Source organism: Paenibacillus enshidis (assembly GCF_042136365.1).
Classification (GTDB): domain Bacteria; phylum Bacillota; class Bacilli; order Paenibacillales; family Paenibacillaceae; genus Paenibacillus; species Paenibacillus enshidis.
Map to the genome: position 1 here is coordinate 24,615 of NZ_JBHHMI010000034.1, position 21,239 is coordinate 45,853.

The following is a 21,239-nucleotide window of genomic DNA, read 5'->3' on the forward strand; positions in this document are numbered from 1 at the left end:
TTCTCCCCAAAGGTTATTGGCAGTGCAAGCGAGGACAGGGAAAGGGTAAACATTATAATCATTACCATCATAAGCGAAGAAATCAGGGCTTTCCACCGCAAATAATTGCGCGAAATGCCCTGATTTTCAGTAGTCGAGGGCAATATTTTACACCTCAGGGCAAAACATTATCATGGCCTGGTTCACAGAATAACCATAAGATGAAATATTGAAAGCGCTTTATATACGAATAAAAGGAAAAATTCATGCGAGGAGGATCAGTGATGAGGCAATGGAATAAAGCGGTCCGTAAAGCCATACTGGCTGCAATGGCGCTTCTGCTTGCTGCGGGATGCAGTTCCTCGTCTTCGTCGGGAGGCAGCACGGAAGGAGAACGTGTGCAGCTCACGATGCAGGCGTGGGGCAACCCCGCTGAATTGAAGGTCTACCAGAAAGCGCTGGACGCTTTTACGAAAGAGAATCCGCAAATCCACGTCAAGCTGGTGCCTGTGCCCGGTGATCAGTATGAGCAAAAACTGTTGACTTCCCTCCAGGGCAACCGGGGGCCGGACGTGTTTTACTCCAGTGAGCCGACTATGGCCCGCTTGATCGAAGCCGGTCAGGTTCAGCCGTTGTCCGAATTTTTGCAGAGTGAAGAAAGCTATGTCCAAGCCGATGAGTTTCCGGAAGGATTATGGGGACCAGCGAGAAAAGACGGGGAAATATACGGGCTGCCGCCGGATGTCAACCCGTTTGTCATTTACTACAACAAAAAGGTGTTCCAGGAAGCTGGCGTCAAATCGCCGCAGCACTATTACGATGAAGGCCGCTGGAACTGGGAGGCGTTCAGGGAGGTTACCGGGCAGTTGAAGGCGGCAGGCAAGCAGGGCTACATCATGGAGAACTGGTGGGCACACTGGTACAGTTGGGTGTGGTCGAACGGGGGGCGCATTTTTGATGAGCAGGGCAAGCTTGTGCTGAATGAAAATGAACCCGCCAAGGAAGCGTTCGGCTTCATGCATGATCTCGTGCAGGATGGTAACGCGGTGTACTCGGGCTCGCTTCCCAAGGGACAAGGCGCGGATGCGATGTTCATGTCAGGCCAGGTTGGCATGCTGGCTGCCGGACGCTGGCTGGAGCCGCTTTTCACCCAGAATAAAAGCATAGAATTCGATTATATTGCCTTCCCGTCGAACACGGGGAAAAAAGAGCCTGTAGCTGTACCGGGCGCCTATTTTGCGGTGAACAGCAAAAATCCCCATGTGAAGGAAGCGATGAAATTCGTATCCTTCTATGTATCCAGGCAAGGGCAGGAAATCCGGCTGGCGGATGGCGGCAATGCGCTTGCTGCGATTCCCGCCGCGGACGAGGCCATTTTGAGCAAGAGCACGATTGAGCATACGAGCTACCTTTCCGAGGCGCGTGACGACGGTTATACCCATGGCTCGAACATGGCCTATGACGCCCAGATTCCGGGCCTGAACCCGGATATTACGGAGATTATCGACCTGATGCTCCTTGGCAAGCAGGATGCGAAAACCACCGTGGCCAGGGTCACGGAGACGATCGCCGCCGCGCTGAAATAAACGGAAGGAGGTGAAAGCCATGCAAAGGAAGCATCACGCGTTATGGGGCTACCTTTTTATTACCCCCCAACTGATCGGTCTGCTGTTCTTTTCCCTGCTGCCCTTGCTGTATGCGCTGTCCTTAAGCTTTATGAACTGGGACGGGTTTGGCACTCCTTCCTTCGCGGGTTTGTCCAACTTCGCCGGTCAGCTTGCTGATCCGCATTTCTGGAAGGCCATGGTCAACACCGTGTATTATATGGTGCTTGTCATCCCCGTCGGGATGCTGCTGGCACTGCTGGTGGCGTTGGCGCTGAATAAAACGGCCGGCAAAGAGCTGTATCGTCTCTTTTTCTTCATGCCAGTCGTTACAAGCTCTGTATCCGTAGGCGTGATTTGGATGTGGATTCTGAACGGGGAATTCGGCATTCTGAATCAGCTGCTGGGGTACATCGGCATCACCGGACCGCAATGGCTCACGGATACCCGCTGGGTCATCCCGTCCATTGCCCTGCTCAGCATCTGGTGGGGGCTGGGGAACAATATGGTCATTTTCCTGGCTGGTCTGCAGGGGATATCGAAAAGCTATTATGAGGCCGCCCAGATCGACGGGGCAAGCCGCCTGCAGCAGTTCCGGCACATCACGCTGCCGCTGCTGTCCCCGACGACGTTCTTTGTGACGATCATGTCGATCATCGGCTCGTTTCAGGTGTTCGATCAGGCTTTCGTTATGACCAACGGTGGTCCGGCCAAGGCCAGTTATACGCTTGTATATCATATTTACGATCAGGCCTTTATTGATTTTACCATGGGCGAAAGCGCGGCTGCTGCTATGATTCTCTTCCTGATCATTCTGGTGTTTACGCTCATTCAGTTTGGCATGCAGAAGAGGTGGGTGCATTATGGCGACTAAAAGCGTGCATGTTCATAGCAGGGGAAGCCGGGTGAAGGATCGTTCCGCCAGCCTTGCTTCATCTCTCGGAGTGAGCGTTTGGCTGCGGCATCTGCTTTTGATAGCGGGCTCTCTTCTGATGATTTTCCCGTTCTTGTGGACGATCCTCAGCTCGCTGAAGGATATTTCGCAAATTTTCGTTATCCCGCCACAGTGGATTCCGGACCCTGTCGTTTGGAGCAATTACCCGGATTCCCTGCAGGCGATGCCTTTCGTGCAAGCTTACGGGAACAGCTTCTATATTACTGCCCTCGTTGTGCTTTCGACCCTGTTTACAGCCTCGATGGCTGCATATGCCTTTGCGAAGATCCGTTTTCCAGGACGTGATGTTCTGTTCATCCTCTTTCTGTCCACCATGATGATCCCGAAGCAGGTCACCATGATTCCGCTGTATCTCGTCATGAATAAAGTGGGGTGGCTGGACACGCATTGGTCGATTATCGTGCCGGGCGCTTTATTTAATGCCTTCGCTGTTTTTCTCTTGCGCCAGTTTGTCATGGGCATTCCGCGCGATCTGGAGGAAGCGGCGGTGGTGGACGGGGCGGGGCATATCCGGATTTATTGGAACGTCATTCTGCCCTTGATTCGCCCGGCGCTGGCGGCGGTTGGCATTTTTACCTTCCTGGGGGCGTGGAATAGCTTTCTTGATCCGCTCATTTACCTGAACACACCGGAGAAATTCACGGTCCCCCTGCTGCTGAACAGCTTCAAGGGGCTGTACACCGCAGACTGGGCCCTGATGATGGCGGGCACGACCATTTCCGTGATTCCCGTGCTGGTGGTGTATATATTTGCCCAGAAGCAAATTATTGAAGGCATTACGATGACGGGTATTAAGGGGTAATTAGCGGCAATAAATGAAAAGCCCGGGGAAGGAGAGGTCTTCTCCGGGCTAGTGCTAAAATTCGCAAATATCTCAGCGAAATAGGTTAATCTTGCGAAGAGATGTATACACTTGGCGAACTAAAAAAAGAAAAAAGCCCTATTTCCAGGACTTCATGCTTATTTCTGGAATTTCAATTCCGTTATATCGCTATCATGTTCATTTATTAGCCTTTTCATTTTAGGCATTTCAGTTTTGATAATTTTTATATCCTTTTCCAGTCCGTTGAGTCGTTTGTCCAAGTTGTCGGCCTTTTTATTTGTTTCGCCTACAATTCCGATGAGTTGGGTTAACATGTTTTCCATCCGGTCAAACCTTGCATCCATCTGGTCAAACCTTGCGTCCATCCGCTTTTCCATTTCATCGAGACGATTCTCCACTTCTTTCAAATTTGTCACGCTCCATTAACAGCCTTTGAGAGTATTTTATCATCTGACTTGTCCTCTGCTCAAGTAGCGGCTTCATCAGCATTGTTTTCCCGCAAAAACTGCTTCCGGTACTGCAGCGGAGAGCGTCCGGTCAGCTGCCGGAATACCCGCCCGAAATGGGCGATGCTGTCAAAGCCCGCCAGCTCCGCAATGCGGGTGACCGGCCAGCGTGTCTCCCTCAAATATTGCTGGGCCTGGCGGATGCGGACGTAACGGATGTATTCCACGACTGTGAAGCCGGTGGTCTGCTTGAATATTTTGCATAGGTATGTGCTGCTGATGTAGAAGGCGGAGGACAGCTGGTCCAGTGTCAAATTCTCGGCAAAATGAGCTTCAATATACTCGATGATGGCATACACCCGCTGCTGCTTTTCGCTGCCCTCGGGAACGATGGGCACATACTGCACGTTGTGCAGGCGCCGGATATATACCAGCAATTGCACGAGCACAGAGCGCTGGCAGATGGGCCGGAACGAATCGTTCCGGTCATTTTCCGTCAGCAGGACTTCCAGCATGCCCAGGATTGCCGCCCGCTCCCGCTCGCCGGGACGCAGCAGAAAATGCTGCTGTATCAGCAGCTCCTTTGTCTCCTGCATATTGAGGGAAGGGGATATAAATGCTTCATCAAAATTGATCAAAATCCGCTCATGAGAGGCGTCCCCTTTGTTGGTCGTGCGGTGCAGCCCATGCTTATGAATAAAAATCAGGTCACCGGCCTGCAGGGCGTACAGCCTGTTGTCGATATAATAGTATCTTTCGCCGGATAACAGATAATAAATTTCATAGGAATCATGCATGTGATCAAAGGCCATGCTGAAGGGCTCCGTCCGTTTGATCCGTTCGATCGAGAAATGGGGCTCGGTTGCCATGAGAAGCGCTCCTTTCCTAAGGGCAGATTCAATTCTGTAAGCGCAATCAAAAGAGAATAAAATATGCATAGTTTTATGTAAAAAGACCAATAAATGCTTAGAACTTGATGTTTTCTATACTATATCATGGAAGCATTCGACGAAAGGGTGTGAACCGTGAAATGAGCAAAAAATATGCACTTGTAGGCACTGGAGGACGTGCCGAGTTTTTTTACAGAGAGCTGGCCACCGTGTATAAGGAGACCTCTGAGCTGGTGGCTTTTTGTGATGTGAACCAGATCCGCATGGATTACGCCAACCGGCTGCTGCAGGAGAAATACGATTATCCCGCGCTGCCGACCTATAAAGCGCATGAGTTCGACCGCATGATCGAGGAGACTAAGCCGGACACCGTTATAGTAACGACTGTAGACCGGGTGCATCATAAATATATTATCCGTGCCATGGAGCTTGGCTGTGATGTGATCTCCGAGAAACCGATGACCGTGGATGAAGAGAAGTGTGAGGCCATTCTGGACGCGATCGAGCGGACGGGGAAAAAGCTGCGGGTAACCTTCAACTACCGTTACGCTCCGCATAATACGAAAATCAGGGAGCTGATCATGGACGGCGCCATCGGTGAGGTCATTTCGGTGAACTTCGAATGGCTGCTAAATACGCAGCATGGTGCGGACTATTTCCGACGCTGGCACCGCGACAAGCGCAACAGCGGCGGGCTGCTGGTGCACAAATCCACCCACCATTTCGACCTCATGAATTTCTGGCTTGGCTCCAAGCCGGATTTGGTATACGCGCAGGGGGATTTACGTTTTTACGGCAGAGAAAATGCGGAGAACCGCGGCATCACCGAGTTCTACCAACGGGCGTTCGGCAGCAAGGCGGCGGAAAATGACCCGTTCGCGCAGCATCTGGACAGCAATGAACATTTGAAGCAGATGTACCTGGAGGCTGAGAAGGAGGACGGGTACCTGCGCGATCAGAGCGTGTTCGGCGATAACATCAGCATCGAGGATACGATGAGTGTGATGGTGAAATATCAGAATAAGGCTGTCATGAACTATTCGCTGAATGCTTTTATGCCATGGGAGGGCTTCATCATTGTCTTCAACGGCACCCAAGGCCGCATGGAAGTGAAGGTGACGGAGCAATCCTACGTGAACTCCGGAGGAGATAAGGACAAGGAAGGGGCGCTCAAGTCAAAACAAATCCGCGTTTTCCCAATCCACGCAGCTCCTTATGATGTGGAAATTGAAGAGCAGTCCGGTGGTCACGGCGGCGGGGACCCGTTGATGCTGCGCGACATTTTCGACAAGCCGGCGGAAGACCGCTTCAAGCGGGCCGCCTCGCATCAGGACGGCGCTTGGTCGATCATGACAGGCATTGCCGCGAACCGGTCGATACAGACAGGACAGCCTGTAAGGATTAAGGACTTGATTCAGCTTTAATCGACGTACCTTCAAAGAAGGTAGACCGTATTTAGCGGAAGTTTTCTTGCGATTCTTTCTTTATTCTAAAAAACTGGCGTTGCTCTTGGAGAGCGCCAGTTTTTTTGTTCATCTTTGTTGGGAAAACACAGGGTCCTAAACCCGACGCCGTTTAAGCGTATGACCGCAAGAAATAGTTAAAGACCCAGCAGGATCGATGATTCGAGCTTCTTTTGTACCAGCTTCAATATAAGCTCGTTTATGGTGAGTGCCACCTCCCAAATTGGATTTATCGACACCCTTTAGGAACAACAGCCATTTACGTCTGACTTAGTCATTCATCGCGGTATAAATCTCCAACCTATTCAGGTCAATAATAAACCGACCTGGGATCAAAATATCCAGCCCTATCAGGCCATCAATTCTGTTATCATCACCAATACGCCCGAAATCAATGGGAAAATGAACACCCTGAAAGGAATGAAACTCCACTTCGTGAATTCTTCTGCGCACGGCAGCCTCTCTTCCGCCAATACCGGTCATAAACCGAATTTGGTCCTCTGGTTCGTATGCATTGAATAACTCCGGGGCAACGTCAATAGAAAGAATGGATTCAGCCGCCCCAGTATCAATGACAACATTTTGGAATTGGATTGTTTTCCCACAATGTGTAATAGTAATATTGGAAAATAATAACCCCTCTCTATATTCCAGATTCATGTTTACGAGTTCTCCTGATCATAGGTTTGTCCCGTACTTCTACAATAATCGCTTCGTTAGAAGTATGATAAACAAAACGTTCATTCTTAGCGGAAAATAATTCTTTTAACGCTTCCTGCGGATCAGGTATAGGTTTGATTACAGCTACTTCTTCCACATGAAGCTTATTGTCTTCGTAATGAGACTTTAATTCTTCGACCAACACAAACTGATCAGGAAAAAGTTCCCTAACTTCCCCCCACAACATCGAGAATCGCCTCCTTTTGAATTCTATTTTACCATTTTTAATTGCCTAGAAACTATCAGATAAGGATGAATTCGAGGCAATCATGGATGCATTCTAAGGTGAACTAACGTTAAAAAATATATCCCCGGTAACCAAACTATGTAACTCAGAAATAATAAACTCTAATGCATTCATCGTGGTGAGTTTGTTGTGAACTTTAACTAAAAAATCATCGTCTAATTGCACAACATTTGAAGCCAAAATTAATCCGGCAGCACTGGGATCGTCTATATATAGACCGTTATGCCTAGCTGCCTGGTTAACCTTGCGAAGCCATAAATAACCTTCAGCTACATACATAACATGGTGATCATCAACCAAAAATCCTCGGGTCAGATTATAACCAAGCTCATTCTCATCATACGGGCCTAATACAATACAAACGGGTTCAAACATGAGACCACACCCCATGATAAATTTTATTCTACTATTTGTACGCTTATGCGTACGTCATTTGAAATGATTATATCGTACGCTTATGAGTACGGTCAATATCGTAAATCATAAGCTTGGGGTGTTGATAATGAAAAAAGTAGAAGTGACATTAGGTGCGTTATTGAAGAAAAATAATATTACAATGAACGAATTAGCCCTGAAATCGGATGTCCGAAGGGCAGCGATATCCGAATTGATCAGTGGAAAGCGGGAAAACATTAATTTCAGGCATATTGAACGGATTGCAGATGCACTGAACATTACAGACATCCGTGACATCATTACTATTGTTGAAAAATAAGACAAAGAAGAGTAAGAACGGGGGAAATGCGTGTAACGTACCAGGCTTCCTCCCGAGAAGTGAGGTAGGGCGCCGGTTACTTAATCCGCGAGCGTTCATGCAGGAAGATTGACAGAGAGATACTGATCATTTTTGAAAATTTTAAAATACTTGACAGTGAAAAGTTCTCACGTTTAAGAAGCAAGCGAATCCGCGTCCGGATGGGCCGATTTCTGCTTGGAACGAATAATTTGGGTTAGCGCCAGATGCGGGTTTTGAGCAAACAAGCGAAAAAGCGATTGGCGCAAGTAAACCGCGATCGTCGCCTCCGACACGATAGATTTGGACGGCGTGCGAAGATAGCGGAAGAATAGCGCAGGCGTACGACCGGAAAAGCGCAATGCGAGAAGCTGCACGATGCCCGTCGCGATGACGCTGCACATGACAAAGCCTTCGATGGCTCGGAGGGTCAACCGAATCCGTTCCCGATCCGACTCGTTTGTCACCTGCTCCAGCGGATCCGGCTCTCCTTTGCGACGGTAGCGGTTCAGCTTCGGCATCGACGCGCTCCAGAAGCGATAGCCGAACGCACCGATCACTTGCTCATTTCCCGAAACGTGCATTCGATCTTGAAACGGTATCCGTACAGCGCGATGATCTCCGCCGCCTCCAGCGTCAGATCGGTGCTGACGAGAATGGAGAGGCGATCGCCGTGCCGAACGAGGACGAAGCGCAACTCTTGATACAGGCCCTGTCCCCATAACAAATCCAGACACAGGAAGGAGACGGTTTCCTCCTTGCCATAGATCGTTACAGCAGCGGTTTGAAAATCGGTCGTGCGTGACTGGAACAACTCGGCAAGCTTCAGCGTCTTGCCTTTCTTCGGCGGGCGGCCGCGGCCCGGCTTCTTCGGTTCAGGCCTTTCGTAGGCTACGGCATTCATCTTGGCTTTGGTGACGATCTGCAGACGTCCATCGCCGGCCCGATCTCCTTCGGCCAACCGCTGTAGCGCGGGGATGGACAGAAAATACCGATCCAACAGAAGCAGCGCCCCGCCGAAGGTGCGAGCGGAGACGAAGGCTTGCTCAATCATTTGCACGACATGGGAAGCCTGACGCTCCTTGGAATGGCCTGTCCATCCGAATATGGCTTTCACGCCGTCCTGCAGATTCATGAACAGGGGCAGGCAAAACCACTTGTTCGGTGTGCCTGCCAGAATGCCGATCGCGCCGAACAAATGGCCAAAGATGTACTCGCCCTTGGAAACATTTTCGGATTCCTGATGCAGCTTCTTGACGCCAGGCATCTGCCGTCCCTCCTTGGCTTGTTTCATGCCGTCGCCGACGAGCACGACCTGTCCGCGCACGTACAGGAGCGGAGCGAAACGGCGAACGGCTTCCTGCCAGGCAAGCCGCAGCGATTCCAGCGACCAGGCGGAGGAGCGGAAGAAATGGATCATCGACTCGTAATGACGCGGATCCAACGACAGATCCCGGACAATAGAGGTCACACCGAGATGGTCGGAACGAACCATCAGACCAACGACGATGACCACGAACCACTGGAAGGCGGCCGTGCGGGTGAAGCAAGCTCGAAATGCACACAGAATTTCATTCATTAATTTCAACATGGACTGGTCGATCGTAAGAAAAAAGAGTACACTATTCAAGTAACCCTCTCTTGCGATCTGCTCTCCTTTCTGGCCTGAGAACCTTAAGGATACTACAGATTCGCTTGATTGGGTTATTTTACTATTCGTCGATTTTTCGACAAGAACTTTTCACTGTCCAGTAAAATAGAAGAGAAAAATATGTATGAAAAACTGGTGTGCTCTGGAGTGCTAGTTTTACTTTTAAATATTGATGACATGTGGTAAAGTTGAGTAAAGAAAGTAAAGAAAACAAAGAAATAAGAAAGGTGGTGTGAAAGTGTGGAAGTTTCAAGAATCAGTTCCAAAGGACAAGTCACCATTCCAAAAAGCATTCGCGATGCCCTTAACTTGAGCGAAGGTGATAGGGTTGCTTTCGTTCAGGACGAGGGAAAAGTCATCATAACAAAAGCTAGCTTATTGGCGCTTCGGGAGTTGCAAGATGCACTTAGCAAAGATGCCAAAGAGCACAGTATTTCTGAACAGGATGTGCTAGATGAATTGAAGCGGGTGCGGGAGGAACTTTGGAATGAGCGACAAGGGAAATAAGAGTTTAAGGATTTTTATCGATACGAATATCCTGATTTCAGCTGTTTTGTCCGAAAAATCCATTAGCGCCAAGCTCCTGCGCTATGTTATTGAAGAACATGAATTGGTTATCTGCAGCTTTACCCTAACCGAGGCTTCGAAGGTCATTGAACGGAAATTCCCAAATCGCCTTTCTCAGTGGGACAAGTTCCTCACTTCATTAGAATTTGAGCTTGCGTACACGCCTTCAGACCTTTCTTTGGTGGAGGCTCCGCCGATTCGTGACATCGCCGATCTTCCGATCCTGGTTTCCGCCATTGTTGTCCAGCCTGACTTTTTAGTCACCGGCGATTACGATTTTCATACTTCGGAGATTCAGGAATACTTCACTGTAGTTACGCCTGCTGACTTTTTAAGAAGCTTCAACCAAGAAATAAACCACTAGCATATATATGATTGTGATTTAATCCGCAACCGACTCTCGTCCAGAATTGTTTACCCCCGACGGCTTTGGCCGCCGACCTGAAGGAGTTGTGGGAACTGCGACAGAGTATCTACCACCGTAGCCCGGTCAAGAGTGCCGTAATTGATTTTACCGATGGCTGGACGAAGACCTGCTATAAGATCCAACCCGTGATATAAAGAACCCGTCGCGACCGGTGCTGGGTCCCCGATCTTCATGCCGGATCAGCGAGAAGACACGGCCCGAAGAAGCGGCGTTGTTCGCACTGGGGTAGTACTGGGCTGGCTGTTGGGACAGTGATGTGTCTTGGCTGTGCATGGAGGACTCGCAGATTTTTCGAAAGTTGGGCGTGGGGGCGGTTACAAAAGCAACAAGCAGCGGGTGATTGACTTTTCGAATGAAGTGCGTTGACCACTTATGACTTATCTACGGCGAGCGGGCAAAGAGTAGCCCGTATGTTTTTGTTACACTACGTGCGGGGACCGCCTGACCGAACCCAGGCATACAATTGGCTCCGGTCGCTCAAGAGCACCGCGACCAGGGACGAATGAGAAGAATTCAGGATATTACTTTCTATGCCTTGCGATATGATTTTTCGCACCGGACGCGGGAAACCGGTTGGTAGATTGAATATATCTCTTTCTACATAGGTCAAATCAAGAAAAAGGGTACGCTGGCGTTTAAAACCTCGGTTCTTAATACGCAACCGAGCCGGGGAAGCATTAAAGCAAGACTGAGAGAAATTAAGGGTTAAAGGAAAAGGAGATTAAATATGGCTGAACTATCCAATTCAAAAAAAGAGCGACTTACTGTTAATACCATCAAAAGTCTGGCCGATGCGCCAGGATCTTATTTGATACCTGAGATATCTGTTGGGGACAAGGGAATCTCGTTCGACGGTCATATTTCTGTTATGTCAGATGACACAGAAACTAAAGAATCGCTTATTGGCAGGGTTCCGGTCCAAGTAAAAGGAACAGAAGTTGAAGAATTTTGCGAAGGATTGATTACGTTTAGCTTTGATATCGCTGACTATCGTAATTTTTTAAGTTCGGATGGTGTGCTTTTATTAGTGGGTGAAGTAAAACCAAGCGGGGAAACCAAGCTGTATTATAAGTCACTTCTGGCACTTGAAATTCATGAGTTACTTCAGAGATATGGAAAACAGAAATCAAGGGTCATTGAATTGAGACCCATAGGGGAAACAAGACTTTATGATATTTGCTGTAAGTTTCTTGCTGAGCAGGAGCATCAACCAAGGGAATTGATTCGCCATAGACCATTTAATATTGATGATTTTCAAAAATTTAAATTTTCAAGTCTAACATACTCACTTAATCCTACCGAGCCGTTACGCAAGATCTTTGACCACGACTTTACAATGTACGGCATTCTAAATCAAACTCACTTTCCTTTAGTACAAGTTAGGTTTAACTCTATTGGGGCCAGTCAAATAGTAAAGTTTACTGATGGTGATTCTGAATATGATATTTTCACAGAAAACATTTTTAAGGAATCTGTAGATACCTTGATTTTAGAGAATTCATTTATTTTTGAGTTCAGCAGAAATGATGTAAGTTATAGGTACTTGAATTTTAACTCACTTGCAGCGCAAAAAAGAATAATTCCAATGCTAATCAGTCTTTTCTCTGGTCAGAAGTTAAGCTTTGAAGAGAATATAATACAAATGTTACCGCAGAATGACATCTTAGTAGAACTACGGTGTTGGCAGAGCTTTTTAGAAGATTTGGAATATACCTTTGATTTACTTGGAATCAATCCGGAATTTGTTATAGAAGAGAGTAAGGATATAGACACAGGAAGAGAAATGGAGTGGCTTGTTCATAGAGTGTACATCAAGAATTACGCAGGATTGACTATGCCTGATAACAAAGGTTTTGTTAACTATAAATTGGGAAACAAGTGTGTAGTTCTTTTTTATAACCCTTTTGCAGAGGATAGATTCCTAAACGCTTTTGCTCATGAAGTAGCAGAAATTGGGGTTTATGTTCAAGGAGAGAATGATAATAAGCATTTCCATAGCATATATGTACTTCTGACTGAGGAGTCCTTAGTAAAAGGTGTAAATCTGAATATTCAAAAGATTAAATACTCTTTTGATAGATGTGATCCCTTTTCTAACGAGCTAGTTGCTGACTATACAAATAAATTTTGTTTGAGCTGTATCAATGCTTACGTGCAATCCGGTAATAGAGAGCTCCTAGATCTCGCAAATTACATTTATGATAGAACTATTGGAACTGAAAGTGAAGGGGAAGATTACATCTTGATAAATAAACTTCAAATAAAACTTTGGAGAAACGAGGATCTAACAATTGATGAGAGCAATATTCTATACCAAAAAAAAATACTTGCGATAAAAGATAATAATCTTAATCTTCTTTTTTGCGTGAATGTTCTTCTAAGAAATCGAGTTGAAAGCACCCTTACTTTTGAGCAAATGTTTCCAGAAAAACAAGAGTATTTTAAAACACTTCCTATATTTAAGTTTTTCGAGAAATTATAAGATGAATTAGCCCTCGAATATAATAAAGGATATGTTGACCATGACCTGCTAACGAAATAAGGAGCTTCTAAGCAAAGACTGTGCTCTTTTATTTCTTCCAATAGCAGCTTCAGAAGGTTTTTTTAGGACTTCAGCTACAAAGTCTTTTGCGAATTTTCCAGAAAGTTCTGGAGTTTCTTGAATTGGTTTCAGCATTGATGCCATTTTTTCATCTCTCCTTTTTCTATAATTGAACCAAAGTTTTCAAAGAGCGTCGGATGTACGAACGCTATCAAGCAATCTTTTTACATTGAAAGGACATTTTACGGCCAAGCATAATAGGACACTGCCTCGCAGTGTGAATACAGTTTAGGTGAAGTCTCTCGCTTCCTGGATAGCCTTCATAATTAGTGGTTTTATTTCTTGTAAGTTTCTTGTGGCTACTTCCCAGATGATGCTTTCATCAATTCCAAAATATTCATGAATCAAAATGTTTCTTAGTCCGATCATATTCCTCCACGGAACTTCTTGATATGCCGCTTCATTGATATTGTACCTCACTGAGTATTTCTTCCTTCATGTAAGGTTTGATGGCATTAGGCGTAACAAGATCAATTGGACGGTTAAATATAGCTTCCAAATAATGCTTCAAATCCAGGAATTCAAATCCAACAGGCCGAGAAAATTCAACTAATAAATCGATGTCACTCGTTTCTGTCTGTTCATCACGAGCAAAGGAACCAAATAAGCCAATCTTCTCGACATAAAAATGTTCCTTTAAATACTGCTTTTCAGTTCTCAATTTACTTTCAATGTGTTCTCGCTTCACTGAACTTCCCTCCTATGAATCATTATTTTGCTTTCATTATAACCTAAAGAGTTATTTTTTTGATATCAGTCGAACCGGACGAATGCCGTTGTTCATGGCCAGGAGAGGAAGGGTGCCATTTACTTAATCCGCGAGCGCTCATGCAGGAAGTCGGACGGGGAGGCACCCGTCATTTTTTTGAAAATTCGGTGAAAATACGTGGCGTCCCGGTAGCCGAGATACTCCGACACCTCCTGCACGGTAAGCCGGGATTCCGTGAGCATGTACATAGCCGTCTTCATTCTGCGGCTGTGCACATACTCGCTGATCGTCTGGTTCGTGACGCTGCGGAAGAGTGTGGCGGCATAATTGGGCGTTCGCTGAATCACCTCGCCCAGCTCCTCCTTGGTCACCTTTTCCCGGTAGTGCGCTTGAATATAGTCCTTCATTCGTTCCACATGCCTGTGCTTCTCATCGGCAATCATTCCCCGATCCCATTCCTGGTTAATATAGATCAGGGCCTCTGTCAGCAGTGCGTTTGTCATATGTTTGTAATACGACGGTTTATCCTCCCACTGATGAAGAATACTCCGCAGACGTTCCCGCACCAGCTCATAGCAGCCCAGCTTCAGCTTCACGATTTTGGTCCGGTCCAGCAGAGGCAGTCCTTCTTCTTCAGCACATGATTTTCGAAAAATGATCACATACTTGCTATGGAACAGGGTGGGGATGCTTTTGCCATAAAAGCCTAAACGGGGTGGGATCAGCAGCATGCTGCCTTTGTCAACGATTGTCTTCTGCCCTTCTACCCAATATACACACTTGCCGTAGGTGACGAGACACAGCGTATAGCTGTCCGGGCATGATGTGCTCTCCGTGTACCAGTCCATTCCCTGATGATGCTGTACATCTGCAACTGTGATCATATGACGGCTCCCGTGATTGTACTATAGTCTATTTACTATACTATATTTCATAGTCTTAACGAAATGGAAACGCTACAATGAAGAAAAAACGGAGGAGAGATCAATCATGCTGAAAACGAAAATTATTTGTACCATCGGCCCTGCCAGCGACTCGGTTCCGGTGTTGAAGGAAATGATTCAGGCGGGGATGACGGTGGCTCGCTTGAATATGGCGCACGGGGAGCTGGATGAACATGTGCAGCGCATGAAAAATGTGCGTCAGGCAGCGTCCGAGCTGGGAACGTACGTGCCGATTATGATGGACATCAAAGGGCCCGAGGTACGGATCGGCAAGCTGAAGGAAGAGTCCTGTGAGCTGAAAACCGGGGAAGAACTGGTTTTGACGACAGAGGAGATTCTTGGGGATGCCAAGCGCATTGGCGTAAACTACCCGGATTTGACCCGGGACGTGAAGGCGGGAGACCGGATTCTGATCGATGACGGTTTGATTGACCTGACCGTGCTTGCCGTTGAAGGAACGGAAATTCGCTGCCGCATTGTGAGCGGCGGGAAGCTGAAGCCGCGCAAGGGCGTCAACCTGCCGGGCATTCATACCTCCCTGCCTGGTGTCACCGAGCGTGATGTGAAGCATATTGAGTTCGGCATTCAGAACCAGGTGGAAATTATTGCAGCCTCTTTTGTGCGTAAAGGCGAGGACATTCTGGAAATCCGCCGCATTCTGAAGAGCCATAACGCAGGCCATGTGCAGATCATCTCCAAGATCGAAAATCAGGAAGGCATGGAGAATCTGGACGCGATTATCAAGGCTTCTGACGGAATTATGGTGGCGCGCGGTGACCTGGGGGTAGAGGTTCCGATTGAGACAGTGCCGATGCTGCAGAAGGAAATGATCGACAAGTGCAATCTCGCAGGTAAGCCGGTTGTTGTTGCAACACATATGCTGGAGTCGATGCAGGTGAATCCTCGTCCGACCCGGGCGGAGGTAAGCGACGTATTTAATGCGGTTACACAGGGCGCCGACGTGGTCATGCTGTCCGGGGAATCGGCTGCTGGCAAATATCCCGTTCCGTCCGTGCAAACGATGGCATCTATCGCCAAGCAGGCGGAATCTATTATCGATTACATGGAGCAGTTCAATAAGAAAAGAGCGGGTCAACTCACCAATATTACCGAGGTCATCAGCCAGAGCGCGGTAAGCGCGTCGCTGGAGCTGAGCGCCAGTGCGATTATTATAGCGACCGAAAGCGGCTTTACGGCGCGCATGATCTCCAAGTACCGCCCACAGGCGCCGATCATTGCCGTCACCCAGCATCAAGAGGTGCTGCCGAAAATTTGTCTGCTGTCCGGTGTCATTCCGGTTCTGGGCGGCAAAATGACGACCACGGATGAAATGTTCGAAACGGCGACTCGCAACGCCATTGAAACAGGCTATATTTGCCCGGGAGACACGGTTGTTCTGTCCGCCGGCGTACCCATCGGTCAAACTGGCAACACGAATCTGATCAAGGTACAGCAGGTGTAGCATTTGTAGATAAAGCGCTGACAAAATCCATAATACATTCTGTGGAACAATGAGTAAAAGGCACGGATTCTTTTAAAAAAGTCCGCGCCTTTTTGCTGTTTAACTCCCGTACACACTGCGTTTCACAACTTCCGTCAATTCGGATTTTTGCGCCTCATACTGCTCGCGCGTAATGCTGCCTTGGGTAAGCCGCTGATTCAGCTGGTCCGTCAGCTCTGCCACCTGCAAATGGATAATCCGGTTCATATCAGCGCCGGTTTCACCGGCAATATCGGCCATCGTTTTGCCGTCATACAATGCATGATATAATTCTTCGTCTGAGGAAAGACCCAGTATCTGTACAATGTCTTCTTTAACAACCTTTGCTTCCTGCTGTTTGGGTTTGACGGCTGTGCTTGCGGACGCCGTGCTGCTGCCTATGGATTCGCCGATGGAAATGGCAAGGGCCAAGGTGCTGAATATAAGTATTCTTTTCAAATTCATAAGAGGTCTCCTTCTTCAATTGCATGAACTTATGTGCTTGGCGGCATGTGTCCATTGATGATGTTGGAGTGGAAGGTTGCTTACATGTTGTATTGTAACCGATCAATCTTAAATAAAGCTTAAAGCAGGTTAAAAATCTGCCCAAAGGATCACCCAGGTTCAACGATAAAAAATCCCCTTCAAGCGGCACATATAGCCATGTCTTTGATCAACCTCTCCTTAACGCAAAGGGAAAGGGGAACAACGCATTCTTTCTAGGTGGTCTTGCCGTACAGAGCGGCAAAGGCCGCTGCCGCCCGCCCTGGCTCTTCAGCCTGGGAGATTGCTGAAATGACAGATATCCCGTCCGCTCCGGCGGAAAGAACAGGCGATGCCTTTGCAGGCGTAATCCCGCCGATGCCGACGAGCGGAACGGTGATGCCATGGCTGCGCAGCTCCTGTATCAGGTGTGGGCCCCGTACAGGGCGGACATCGCTTTTGGACAGAGTCGGATACATGGGACCAACGCCGAGATAATCCGCTCCGTCGGCGATAGCGTGCCGGGCTTCTTCCACCGAGTGCGCGGACACGCCCACAATGGTGTTATGCCCAAGCCTGCTGCGCAGGGAGGAGGCCGGGCTGTCCTCCTGTCCGACATGAATGCCGTCGGCACCGAGCGCAGCCGCCATCTCCACATCGTCATTGACGATAAAGGGCACACCGCCTTCCCGGCAGACCGCCTGCAGCTCCCGCGCCAGCTCGTAAGCCGCCTTCCCGGTCAGGGCGCCTGTACCTTTTTCCCTGAACTGAAACATGGTGACCCCACCCGCGATCGCCTCGCGCAGAACTATAACGGGATTTTTGCCGCCACAGTTGATGCTGCCCATAATGAAATACACGGCAAGCTGCCGGCGCAGCTTCGCCGGGTCGATCCGTCTATCAAAGGAGCTGCTCATTTCAGCTCACCCCCATTCTGCGAACGTCTTCGCCGGTAGGCAAAATGGTTGGTCGGTCCATGTCCTGATCCGATGTCGAGGCTGTCCTCAATCGCAGCCTGAATGAAATCCTTGGCCACACGCACCGCTTCAGTCGTGGTAAGCCCCTTGGCGAGACCCGCCGTTATCGCTGCGGAATACGTGCAGCCCGTGCCATGTGTCGCCATCGTATGTATCCGTGGACTTTCGAACACCGTGAATTCCGTGCCGTCATACAGAAGATCCCTGGCCAGATCGCCGCCGGCATGCCCGCCCTTCATGATGACCATATCCGGCCCCATGGCGTGGATGCGCCGTGCCGCTTCCCTGATGTCTTCCGCTTTGAAAAGCTTCGTGCCGGTGAGCATTTCCGCCTCGGGCAGGTTCGGGGTAATGATCATTGCAAGCGGAAGCAGGTCGCGGATCAGGGTGACTGCCGCGTCGGCCTTCAGCAGAGGTGCCCCGCCCTTGGCGACCATAACGGGATCGATGACGAGATTGCGCCACCCATAATGGGCGATTCTGTCGGCGGTGGCCTCAATGATGTCTGCGCTGAACAGCATGCCGGTTTTTACTGCATCAGGTGTGAGGTCTTCGCCGATCGAATCCAGCTGGCGGGCCACCGCTTCTGCCGTGAGCGGGAAAACCCCCTGCACTCCAAGTGTATTCTGTGCAGTGGCGGCTGTAAGCACGGACATCCCGTAGACGCCGAGCTCCTGAAAGGTTTTGAGATCTGCCTGAATGCCTGCGCCGCCGCCGCTGTCAGAGCCGGCGATCGTTAATGCTTTTGCTGTTTCTGCTGTTGTCATAACCGCTCATCCCCTCCTTGTACATACAAAAGACCCGCCCTTTTCCGGAGGAAAGGGGACGGGTCCACGATAAGAAGCAGTAAAAGGCCGGTTGATGCCGCTGGACGTATCGTCTCACTTTCCTCCGCTGGTATGATCCAGATCAGGTGCAAAGGGTCCGAAGCAGACAGCTTCGTCTCAGCCGGGAAGGCTCCCCTAGTGATTGAACAAGTCTCTTATTCGATTGAATGACTGCATATAACTATATACATGATGACAGGGGGATTGTAAAGGTTCAAAAATAGGCGGAACATTTTTTTGCAGAGGAGGGTATAGAAACGGAAAAGCAGGAAATAAATAAGGTAGGCAAGTGTCCCCTGAAACTTGATGATAACCAGACATGATGGCGATACAGGAAAAATGCCGCTTACGTTAGCGTTCTCCCTTACCCCCGATACATAGGAGAAAATGTTATTTCGCCGTTAGCTGGTAATTGTATTCTGAATGTGCTATAATGCAATTACTGGAATACGGATCTTCATTCGCATATTGTAGAGGGTTATTGTCTCAGGTTAAGGGTAACCTTGTACAATATGTGAATTTTTATTTTGAACAAAAATAAGAGGTCATATAAATATTTATTTGGAGGTATTTCCACATGCAAACAGGAACAGTTAAGTGGTTTAACGCAGAGAAAGGTTTTGGATTCATCGAGGTTGAAGGTGGTAACGATGTATTCGTACACTTCAGCGCAATCCAAGGCGACGGTTTCAAAACTTTGGACGAAGGCCAACGTGTCGAGTTCAACGTTGTTGAAGGAAACCGCGGACCACAAGCTGAGAACGTTGTAAAACTGTAATTCTGCCATGCTGCCCCGAACTCTGGTTTGGGGCTTTTCTTTTCTGGCGGAGGAACAGATGCTTTTATATTGCTTTACAATTCATAGGAAAAGAGGGGACGCTCATGTACAATTCGCGCAAAAAGCCAATGGAAGAGACTCCTGAGGAGATCACTGTAATTTGGTCTTGCACCAGTGATACGTGTAAAGGCTGGATGAGAGATAATTTCGCATTCTCTGCTCAGCCAACCTGTTCTCTATGCGGTTCCGTGATGGAGAAAAGCGAGAAAAAGCTAGTCGTGCTCGTTAACAGCAGCTTCCCCCCCACCAAGAGCAGTTAGGTTTACAGCCATCATTAGTTTATTCAAGGTACTGGCCCATGGCTGGTGCCTTTTCGCTGCGGTCCCGCAGACAACAAAAAAACCTGTGTGCCTGAGTTTTCTCAAGCGCACAGGTTTTTTACACTTCTATACCTTGCTGTTTATTAGTCAGACGCAGCTGATAAAGTTGAGCCATAATATCCGCTTCCGCCCGCTGGTTCCATTCACGCACCATACGGGGCATCAGGAACAGATCGACAATGACCCACACGGTCAGCGCCCCTCCGAACAGCACCAGAAGAATTCCTGACAGCATCATGAACGGTCCGGTTTCAAACTCCACCGCAACGTAAAAGCCTACGTAAAAGATAAAGGCCAGAATAAACAAGACAAGCTGCACGAGAGCGGTGGCAATTCTTTTCAGATAAAAGCGGTGTACGCCCAAATGCCCTCCGATCAGCATGAGGTAGGCGAGCGCCAGAGATTTTTCCGTGTCCCGCATGGCCGAGTTCAAAATCAGCATCTCATTGACGGTTAACTGTTCTCTGGTCAGCTTCATTAGAACACCACATGGTTATCATGGTTGTTATAGTTATTATGGCTATCAAAGGATCTTCTGGACGTAATTTCATGGATCAGCCGGTCTTCCACTCTTTCGTTGTGATCTTTAACCCAGGTGTGCAGAAGGAATGCATCTACCACCCACCAAATCGAAGTGACAATCATTCCGATCACGGTGATCGAAAGGATCAGCTGTGCGACGGCGCTGCCGGTTTTCTTCATGTAAAACCGGTGTCCTCCGAACATGCCGAGGAAATACCACAGCACGTAGGCGACGACCATATTTTTGCCCCGGGCTTTGACTTCGGACTCCAGCAGCATCAGCTCTCTGGTATCCAGTTGACTTTTTCTAACAATATTATAGCTCAATTGACATAACCCCCGTTGATATGACAGTAAAAATCAAATCTATCTTATCAGATTTTGTAAAGGGTGGCGAGGAAAATTTTGTATTGTGCTTTGACTTGTTGTCTATGCAGCACCGTTAGAATATTATATGGAACCCTGGCTTGTCTCAGTTCCGCAATCCCGCTCATCACTCGATTGTAAGAGCCGGTTCCGAAGCCGGTTAACCGGCGTTTGTCATGAATAGCCTTGGGCCCGTCCACGCTGTGAATCTAATTGCGGAGAACCCATACCGCATGGGAGAAAAAGATTGTCACAAGAGACGGAATCATCCATGCATGGAGCATGGCTTATGCTTGTAAAAATCCAGACTGCGCACACGCAGTCGTATTACGGGACTTCGTAATTGGAACAGTTACATCGTACGCAATGGTGAAATGATGCGCTGCGCCAAGAACATGTCATTTCACGACTGCGCTCGGTTTGCTTTACTCGCTATAAATCTCGAAAAACATTGTGGGATCAGCGTTTAACCAGCGTTATATTACGCAAAAAATTTAATCGCAATAGCGCAGGCTACCTCAACGGCTTAGAGCAAAAAAGGAATTCACTTATAAGTTACTCAACTTTCGCAGCATGATCGGCAAACAGGCTTGATGTAACTGGGCAAAACGGAGATCTACTGCTGGAGCTGACGCTGAATCAAAGCAGACAGCTTTTTGCTAACTT

27 protein-coding genes and 1 riboswitch are annotated in these 21,239 nt (G+C 48.2%); of the genes, 11 read left to right on the forward strand and 16 right to left on the reverse strand.

Annotated elements, in window-relative coordinates:
• Window positions 1-263 precede the first annotated feature (263 nt).
• Genes ACE41H_RS22650 through ACE41H_RS22660 form a run of 3 tightly spaced genes read left to right on the forward strand, consistent with a single transcriptional unit; the run spans window position 264 to window position 3,340 of the window.
• Window positions 264-1,565 (forward strand): ABC transporter substrate-binding protein, encoded by a 1,302-nt coding sequence (locus ACE41H_RS22650; protein ID WP_375357835.1) that lies wholly within the window; start codon window positions 264-266, stop codon window positions 1,563-1,565.
• A gap of 19 nt (window positions 1,566-1,584) precedes the next feature.
• Window positions 1,585-2,457, forward strand: a complete 873-nt coding sequence (locus ACE41H_RS22655) for a carbohydrate ABC transporter permease (RefSeq protein ID WP_375357836.1) — start codon at window positions 1,585-1,587, stop codon at window positions 2,455-2,457.
• Complete coding sequence (locus tag ACE41H_RS22660; RefSeq protein WP_375357837.1) at window positions 2,447-3,340, forward strand: carbohydrate ABC transporter permease; 894 nt, start codon at window positions 2,447-2,449, stop codon at window positions 3,338-3,340. Before ACE41H_RS22655 ends, ACE41H_RS22660 begins: the two co-directional genes overlap by 11 nt.
• A gap of 158 nt (window positions 3,341-3,498) precedes the next feature.
• Here ACE41H_RS22660 and ACE41H_RS22665 read toward each other — a convergent pair whose 3' ends face one another.
• On the reverse strand, window positions 3,499-3,768 hold the full coding sequence (locus ACE41H_RS22665; RefSeq protein WP_375357838.1) for a hypothetical protein: 270 nt from the start codon (window positions 3,766-3,768) through the stop codon (window positions 3,499-3,501).
• Window positions 3,769-3,827: 59 nt separating this feature from the next.
• Window positions 3,828-4,676 (reverse strand): AraC family transcriptional regulator, encoded by an 849-nt coding sequence (locus ACE41H_RS22670; RefSeq protein ID WP_375357839.1) that lies wholly within the window; start codon window positions 4,674-4,676, stop codon window positions 3,828-3,830.
• Window positions 4,677-4,837: 161 nt separating this feature from the next.
• On the opposite strand from ACE41H_RS22670, the gene ACE41H_RS22675 reads away from it, so the two are divergent.
• The gene (locus ACE41H_RS22675; protein WP_375357840.1) at window positions 4,838-6,121 is read left to right on the forward strand and encodes a Gfo/Idh/MocA family oxidoreductase; all 1,284 of its coding nucleotides are present in this window, start codon (window positions 4,838-4,840) and stop codon (window positions 6,119-6,121) included.
• A 309-nt stretch (window positions 6,122-6,430) separates the two neighbouring features.
• Here the strand turns inward: ACE41H_RS22675 and ACE41H_RS22680 are convergent, their stop codons facing one another.
• From ACE41H_RS22680 to ACE41H_RS22690, 3 genes are all read right to left on the reverse strand, one after another.
• The gene (locus tag ACE41H_RS22680; protein ID WP_375357841.1) at window positions 6,431-6,820 is read right to left on the reverse strand and encodes a retropepsin-like aspartic protease; all 390 of its coding nucleotides are present in this window, start codon (window positions 6,818-6,820) and stop codon (window positions 6,431-6,433) included.
• Window positions 6,804-7,067, reverse strand: a complete 264-nt coding sequence (locus ACE41H_RS22685) for a hypothetical protein (RefSeq protein ID WP_375357842.1) — start codon at window positions 7,065-7,067, stop codon at window positions 6,804-6,806. Before ACE41H_RS22685 ends, ACE41H_RS22680 begins: the two co-directional genes overlap by 17 nt.
• A 93-nt stretch (window positions 7,068-7,160) precedes the next feature.
• Window positions 7,161-7,502 (reverse strand): hypothetical protein, encoded by a 342-nt coding sequence (locus tag ACE41H_RS22690; RefSeq protein ID WP_375357843.1) that lies wholly within the window; start codon window positions 7,500-7,502, stop codon window positions 7,161-7,163.
• A gap of 127 nt (window positions 7,503-7,629) precedes the next feature.
• Between ACE41H_RS22690 and ACE41H_RS22695 the strand changes: the two genes are divergently transcribed.
• Window positions 7,630-7,842, forward strand: coding sequence for a helix-turn-helix domain-containing protein (locus ACE41H_RS22695; protein ID WP_375357844.1), 213 nt, complete (start codon window positions 7,630-7,632; stop codon window positions 7,840-7,842).
• 173 nt (window positions 7,843-8,015) lie between these two features.
• On the opposite strand, the gene ACE41H_RS22700 is transcribed toward ACE41H_RS22695, so the two are convergent.
• Together ACE41H_RS22700 and ACE41H_RS22705 are read right to left on the reverse strand one after the other, a co-directional pair.
• Window positions 8,016-8,444 (reverse strand): hypothetical protein, encoded by a 429-nt coding sequence (locus ACE41H_RS22700; RefSeq protein WP_375357845.1) that lies wholly within the window; start codon window positions 8,442-8,444, stop codon window positions 8,016-8,018.
• Window positions 8,417-9,490 (reverse strand): transposase, encoded by a 1,074-nt coding sequence (locus ACE41H_RS22705; RefSeq protein ID WP_375357846.1) that lies wholly within the window; start codon window positions 9,488-9,490, stop codon window positions 8,417-8,419. Before ACE41H_RS22705 ends, ACE41H_RS22700 begins: the two co-directional genes overlap by 28 nt.
• Before the next feature lie 261 nt (window positions 9,491-9,751).
• On the opposite strand from ACE41H_RS22705, the gene ACE41H_RS22710 reads away from it, so the two are divergent.
• The 3 genes from ACE41H_RS22710 (at window position 9,752) to ACE41H_RS22720 (ending at window position 12,987) form a co-directional block, all read left to right on the forward strand.
• The gene (locus tag ACE41H_RS22710; RefSeq protein ID WP_375357847.1) at window positions 9,752-10,018 is read left to right on the forward strand and encodes an AbrB/MazE/SpoVT family DNA-binding domain-containing protein; all 267 of its coding nucleotides are present in this window, start codon (window positions 9,752-9,754) and stop codon (window positions 10,016-10,018) included.
• Window positions 9,999-10,442 (forward strand): putative toxin-antitoxin system toxin component, PIN family, encoded by a 444-nt coding sequence (locus ACE41H_RS22715; protein ID WP_375357848.1) that lies wholly within the window; start codon window positions 9,999-10,001, stop codon window positions 10,440-10,442. Before ACE41H_RS22710 ends, ACE41H_RS22715 begins: the two co-directional genes overlap by 20 nt.
• A gap of 790 nt (window positions 10,443-11,232) precedes the next feature.
• A complete protein-coding gene (locus ACE41H_RS22720) occupies window positions 11,233-12,987 on the forward strand; it encodes a DUF4365 domain-containing protein (RefSeq protein WP_375357849.1) in 1,755 nt (584 codons plus the stop codon).
• 48 nt (window positions 12,988-13,035) lie between these two features.
• Here ACE41H_RS22720 and ACE41H_RS22725 read toward each other — a convergent pair whose 3' ends face one another.
• The 4 genes from ACE41H_RS22725 to ACE41H_RS22740 all read right to left on the reverse strand — a co-directional run bounded on the left by ACE41H_RS22725 (window position 13,036) and on the right by ACE41H_RS22740 (window position 14,700).
• Complete coding sequence (locus ACE41H_RS22725) at window positions 13,036-13,191, reverse strand: hypothetical protein (RefSeq protein ID WP_375357850.1); 156 nt, start codon at window positions 13,189-13,191, stop codon at window positions 13,036-13,038.
• A 144-nt stretch (window positions 13,192-13,335) separates the two neighbouring features.
• Window positions 13,336-13,527 (reverse strand): HepT-like ribonuclease domain-containing protein, encoded by a 192-nt coding sequence (locus tag ACE41H_RS22730; protein WP_375357851.1) that lies wholly within the window; start codon window positions 13,525-13,527, stop codon window positions 13,336-13,338.
• Window positions 13,508-13,795, reverse strand: a complete 288-nt coding sequence (locus ACE41H_RS22735) for a nucleotidyltransferase family protein (protein ID WP_375357852.1) — start codon at window positions 13,793-13,795, stop codon at window positions 13,508-13,510. The genes ACE41H_RS22730 and ACE41H_RS22735 overlap by 20 nt, the downstream gene beginning before the upstream one ends.
• 119 nt (window positions 13,796-13,914) lie before the next feature.
• Window positions 13,915-14,700 carry a helix-turn-helix domain-containing protein gene (locus ACE41H_RS22740; protein WP_375357853.1) on the reverse strand — a complete coding sequence of 262 codons (786 nt, stop codon included), beginning with the start codon at window positions 14,698-14,700 and terminating at the stop codon, window positions 13,915-13,917.
• A gap of 106 nt (window positions 14,701-14,806) precedes the next feature.
• Here ACE41H_RS22740 and pyk point away from each other — a divergent pair, with 106 nt between their 5' ends.
• On the forward strand, window positions 14,807-16,222 hold the full coding sequence (gene pyk / locus ACE41H_RS22745; protein WP_375357854.1) for a pyruvate kinase: 1,416 nt from the start codon (window positions 14,807-14,809) through the stop codon (window positions 16,220-16,222).
• Window positions 16,223-16,321: 99 nt separating this feature from the next.
• Here pyk and ACE41H_RS22750 read toward each other — a convergent pair whose 3' ends face one another.
• From ACE41H_RS22750 to thiD, 3 genes are all read right to left on the reverse strand, one after another.
• On the reverse strand, window positions 16,322-16,705 hold the full coding sequence (locus ACE41H_RS22750) for a hypothetical protein (RefSeq protein ID WP_375357855.1): 384 nt from the start codon (window positions 16,703-16,705) through the stop codon (window positions 16,322-16,324).
• A 254-nt stretch (window positions 16,706-16,959) separates the two neighbouring features.
• The gene (gene thiE, locus ACE41H_RS22755) at window positions 16,960-17,640 is read right to left on the reverse strand and encodes a thiamine phosphate synthase (protein WP_375357856.1); all 681 of its coding nucleotides are present in this window, start codon (window positions 17,638-17,640) and stop codon (window positions 16,960-16,962) included.
• Entirely contained in the window at window positions 17,637-18,467 is an 831-nt protein-coding gene (gene thiD, locus ACE41H_RS22760; protein WP_375357857.1) for a bifunctional hydroxymethylpyrimidine kinase/phosphomethylpyrimidine kinase, read from the reverse strand. The genes thiE and thiD overlap by 4 nt, the downstream gene beginning before the upstream one ends.
• Window positions 18,468-18,569: 102 nt before the next feature.
• A riboswitch (TPP riboswitch) is annotated at window positions 18,570-18,674 on the reverse strand.
• Window positions 18,675-19,104: 430 nt separating this feature from the next.
• Here thiD and ACE41H_RS22765 point away from each other — a divergent pair.
• Window positions 19,105-19,305 (forward strand): cold-shock protein, encoded by a 201-nt coding sequence (locus ACE41H_RS22765; RefSeq protein ID WP_017813974.1) that lies wholly within the window; start codon window positions 19,105-19,107, stop codon window positions 19,303-19,305.
• Window positions 19,306-19,409: 104 nt separating this feature from the next.
• Entirely contained in the window at window positions 19,410-19,625 is a 216-nt protein-coding gene (locus ACE41H_RS22770) for a cold-shock protein (RefSeq protein WP_375357858.1), read from the forward strand.
• A gap of 118 nt (window positions 19,626-19,743) precedes the next feature.
• Here ACE41H_RS22770 and ACE41H_RS22775 read toward each other — a convergent pair whose 3' ends face one another.
• Together ACE41H_RS22775 and ACE41H_RS22780 are read right to left on the reverse strand one after the other, a co-directional pair.
• Window positions 19,744-20,163 (reverse strand): NINE protein, encoded by a 420-nt coding sequence (locus ACE41H_RS22775; RefSeq protein ID WP_375357859.1) that lies wholly within the window; start codon window positions 20,161-20,163, stop codon window positions 19,744-19,746.
• Window positions 20,163-20,534: a TM2 domain-containing protein gene (locus tag ACE41H_RS22780; RefSeq protein ID WP_375357860.1), complete on the reverse strand. Its 372-nt coding sequence runs from the start codon at window positions 20,532-20,534 to the stop codon at window positions 20,163-20,165. The genes ACE41H_RS22775 and ACE41H_RS22780 overlap by 1 nt, the downstream gene beginning before the upstream one ends.
• Window positions 20,535-21,239: the final 705 nt, after the last annotated feature.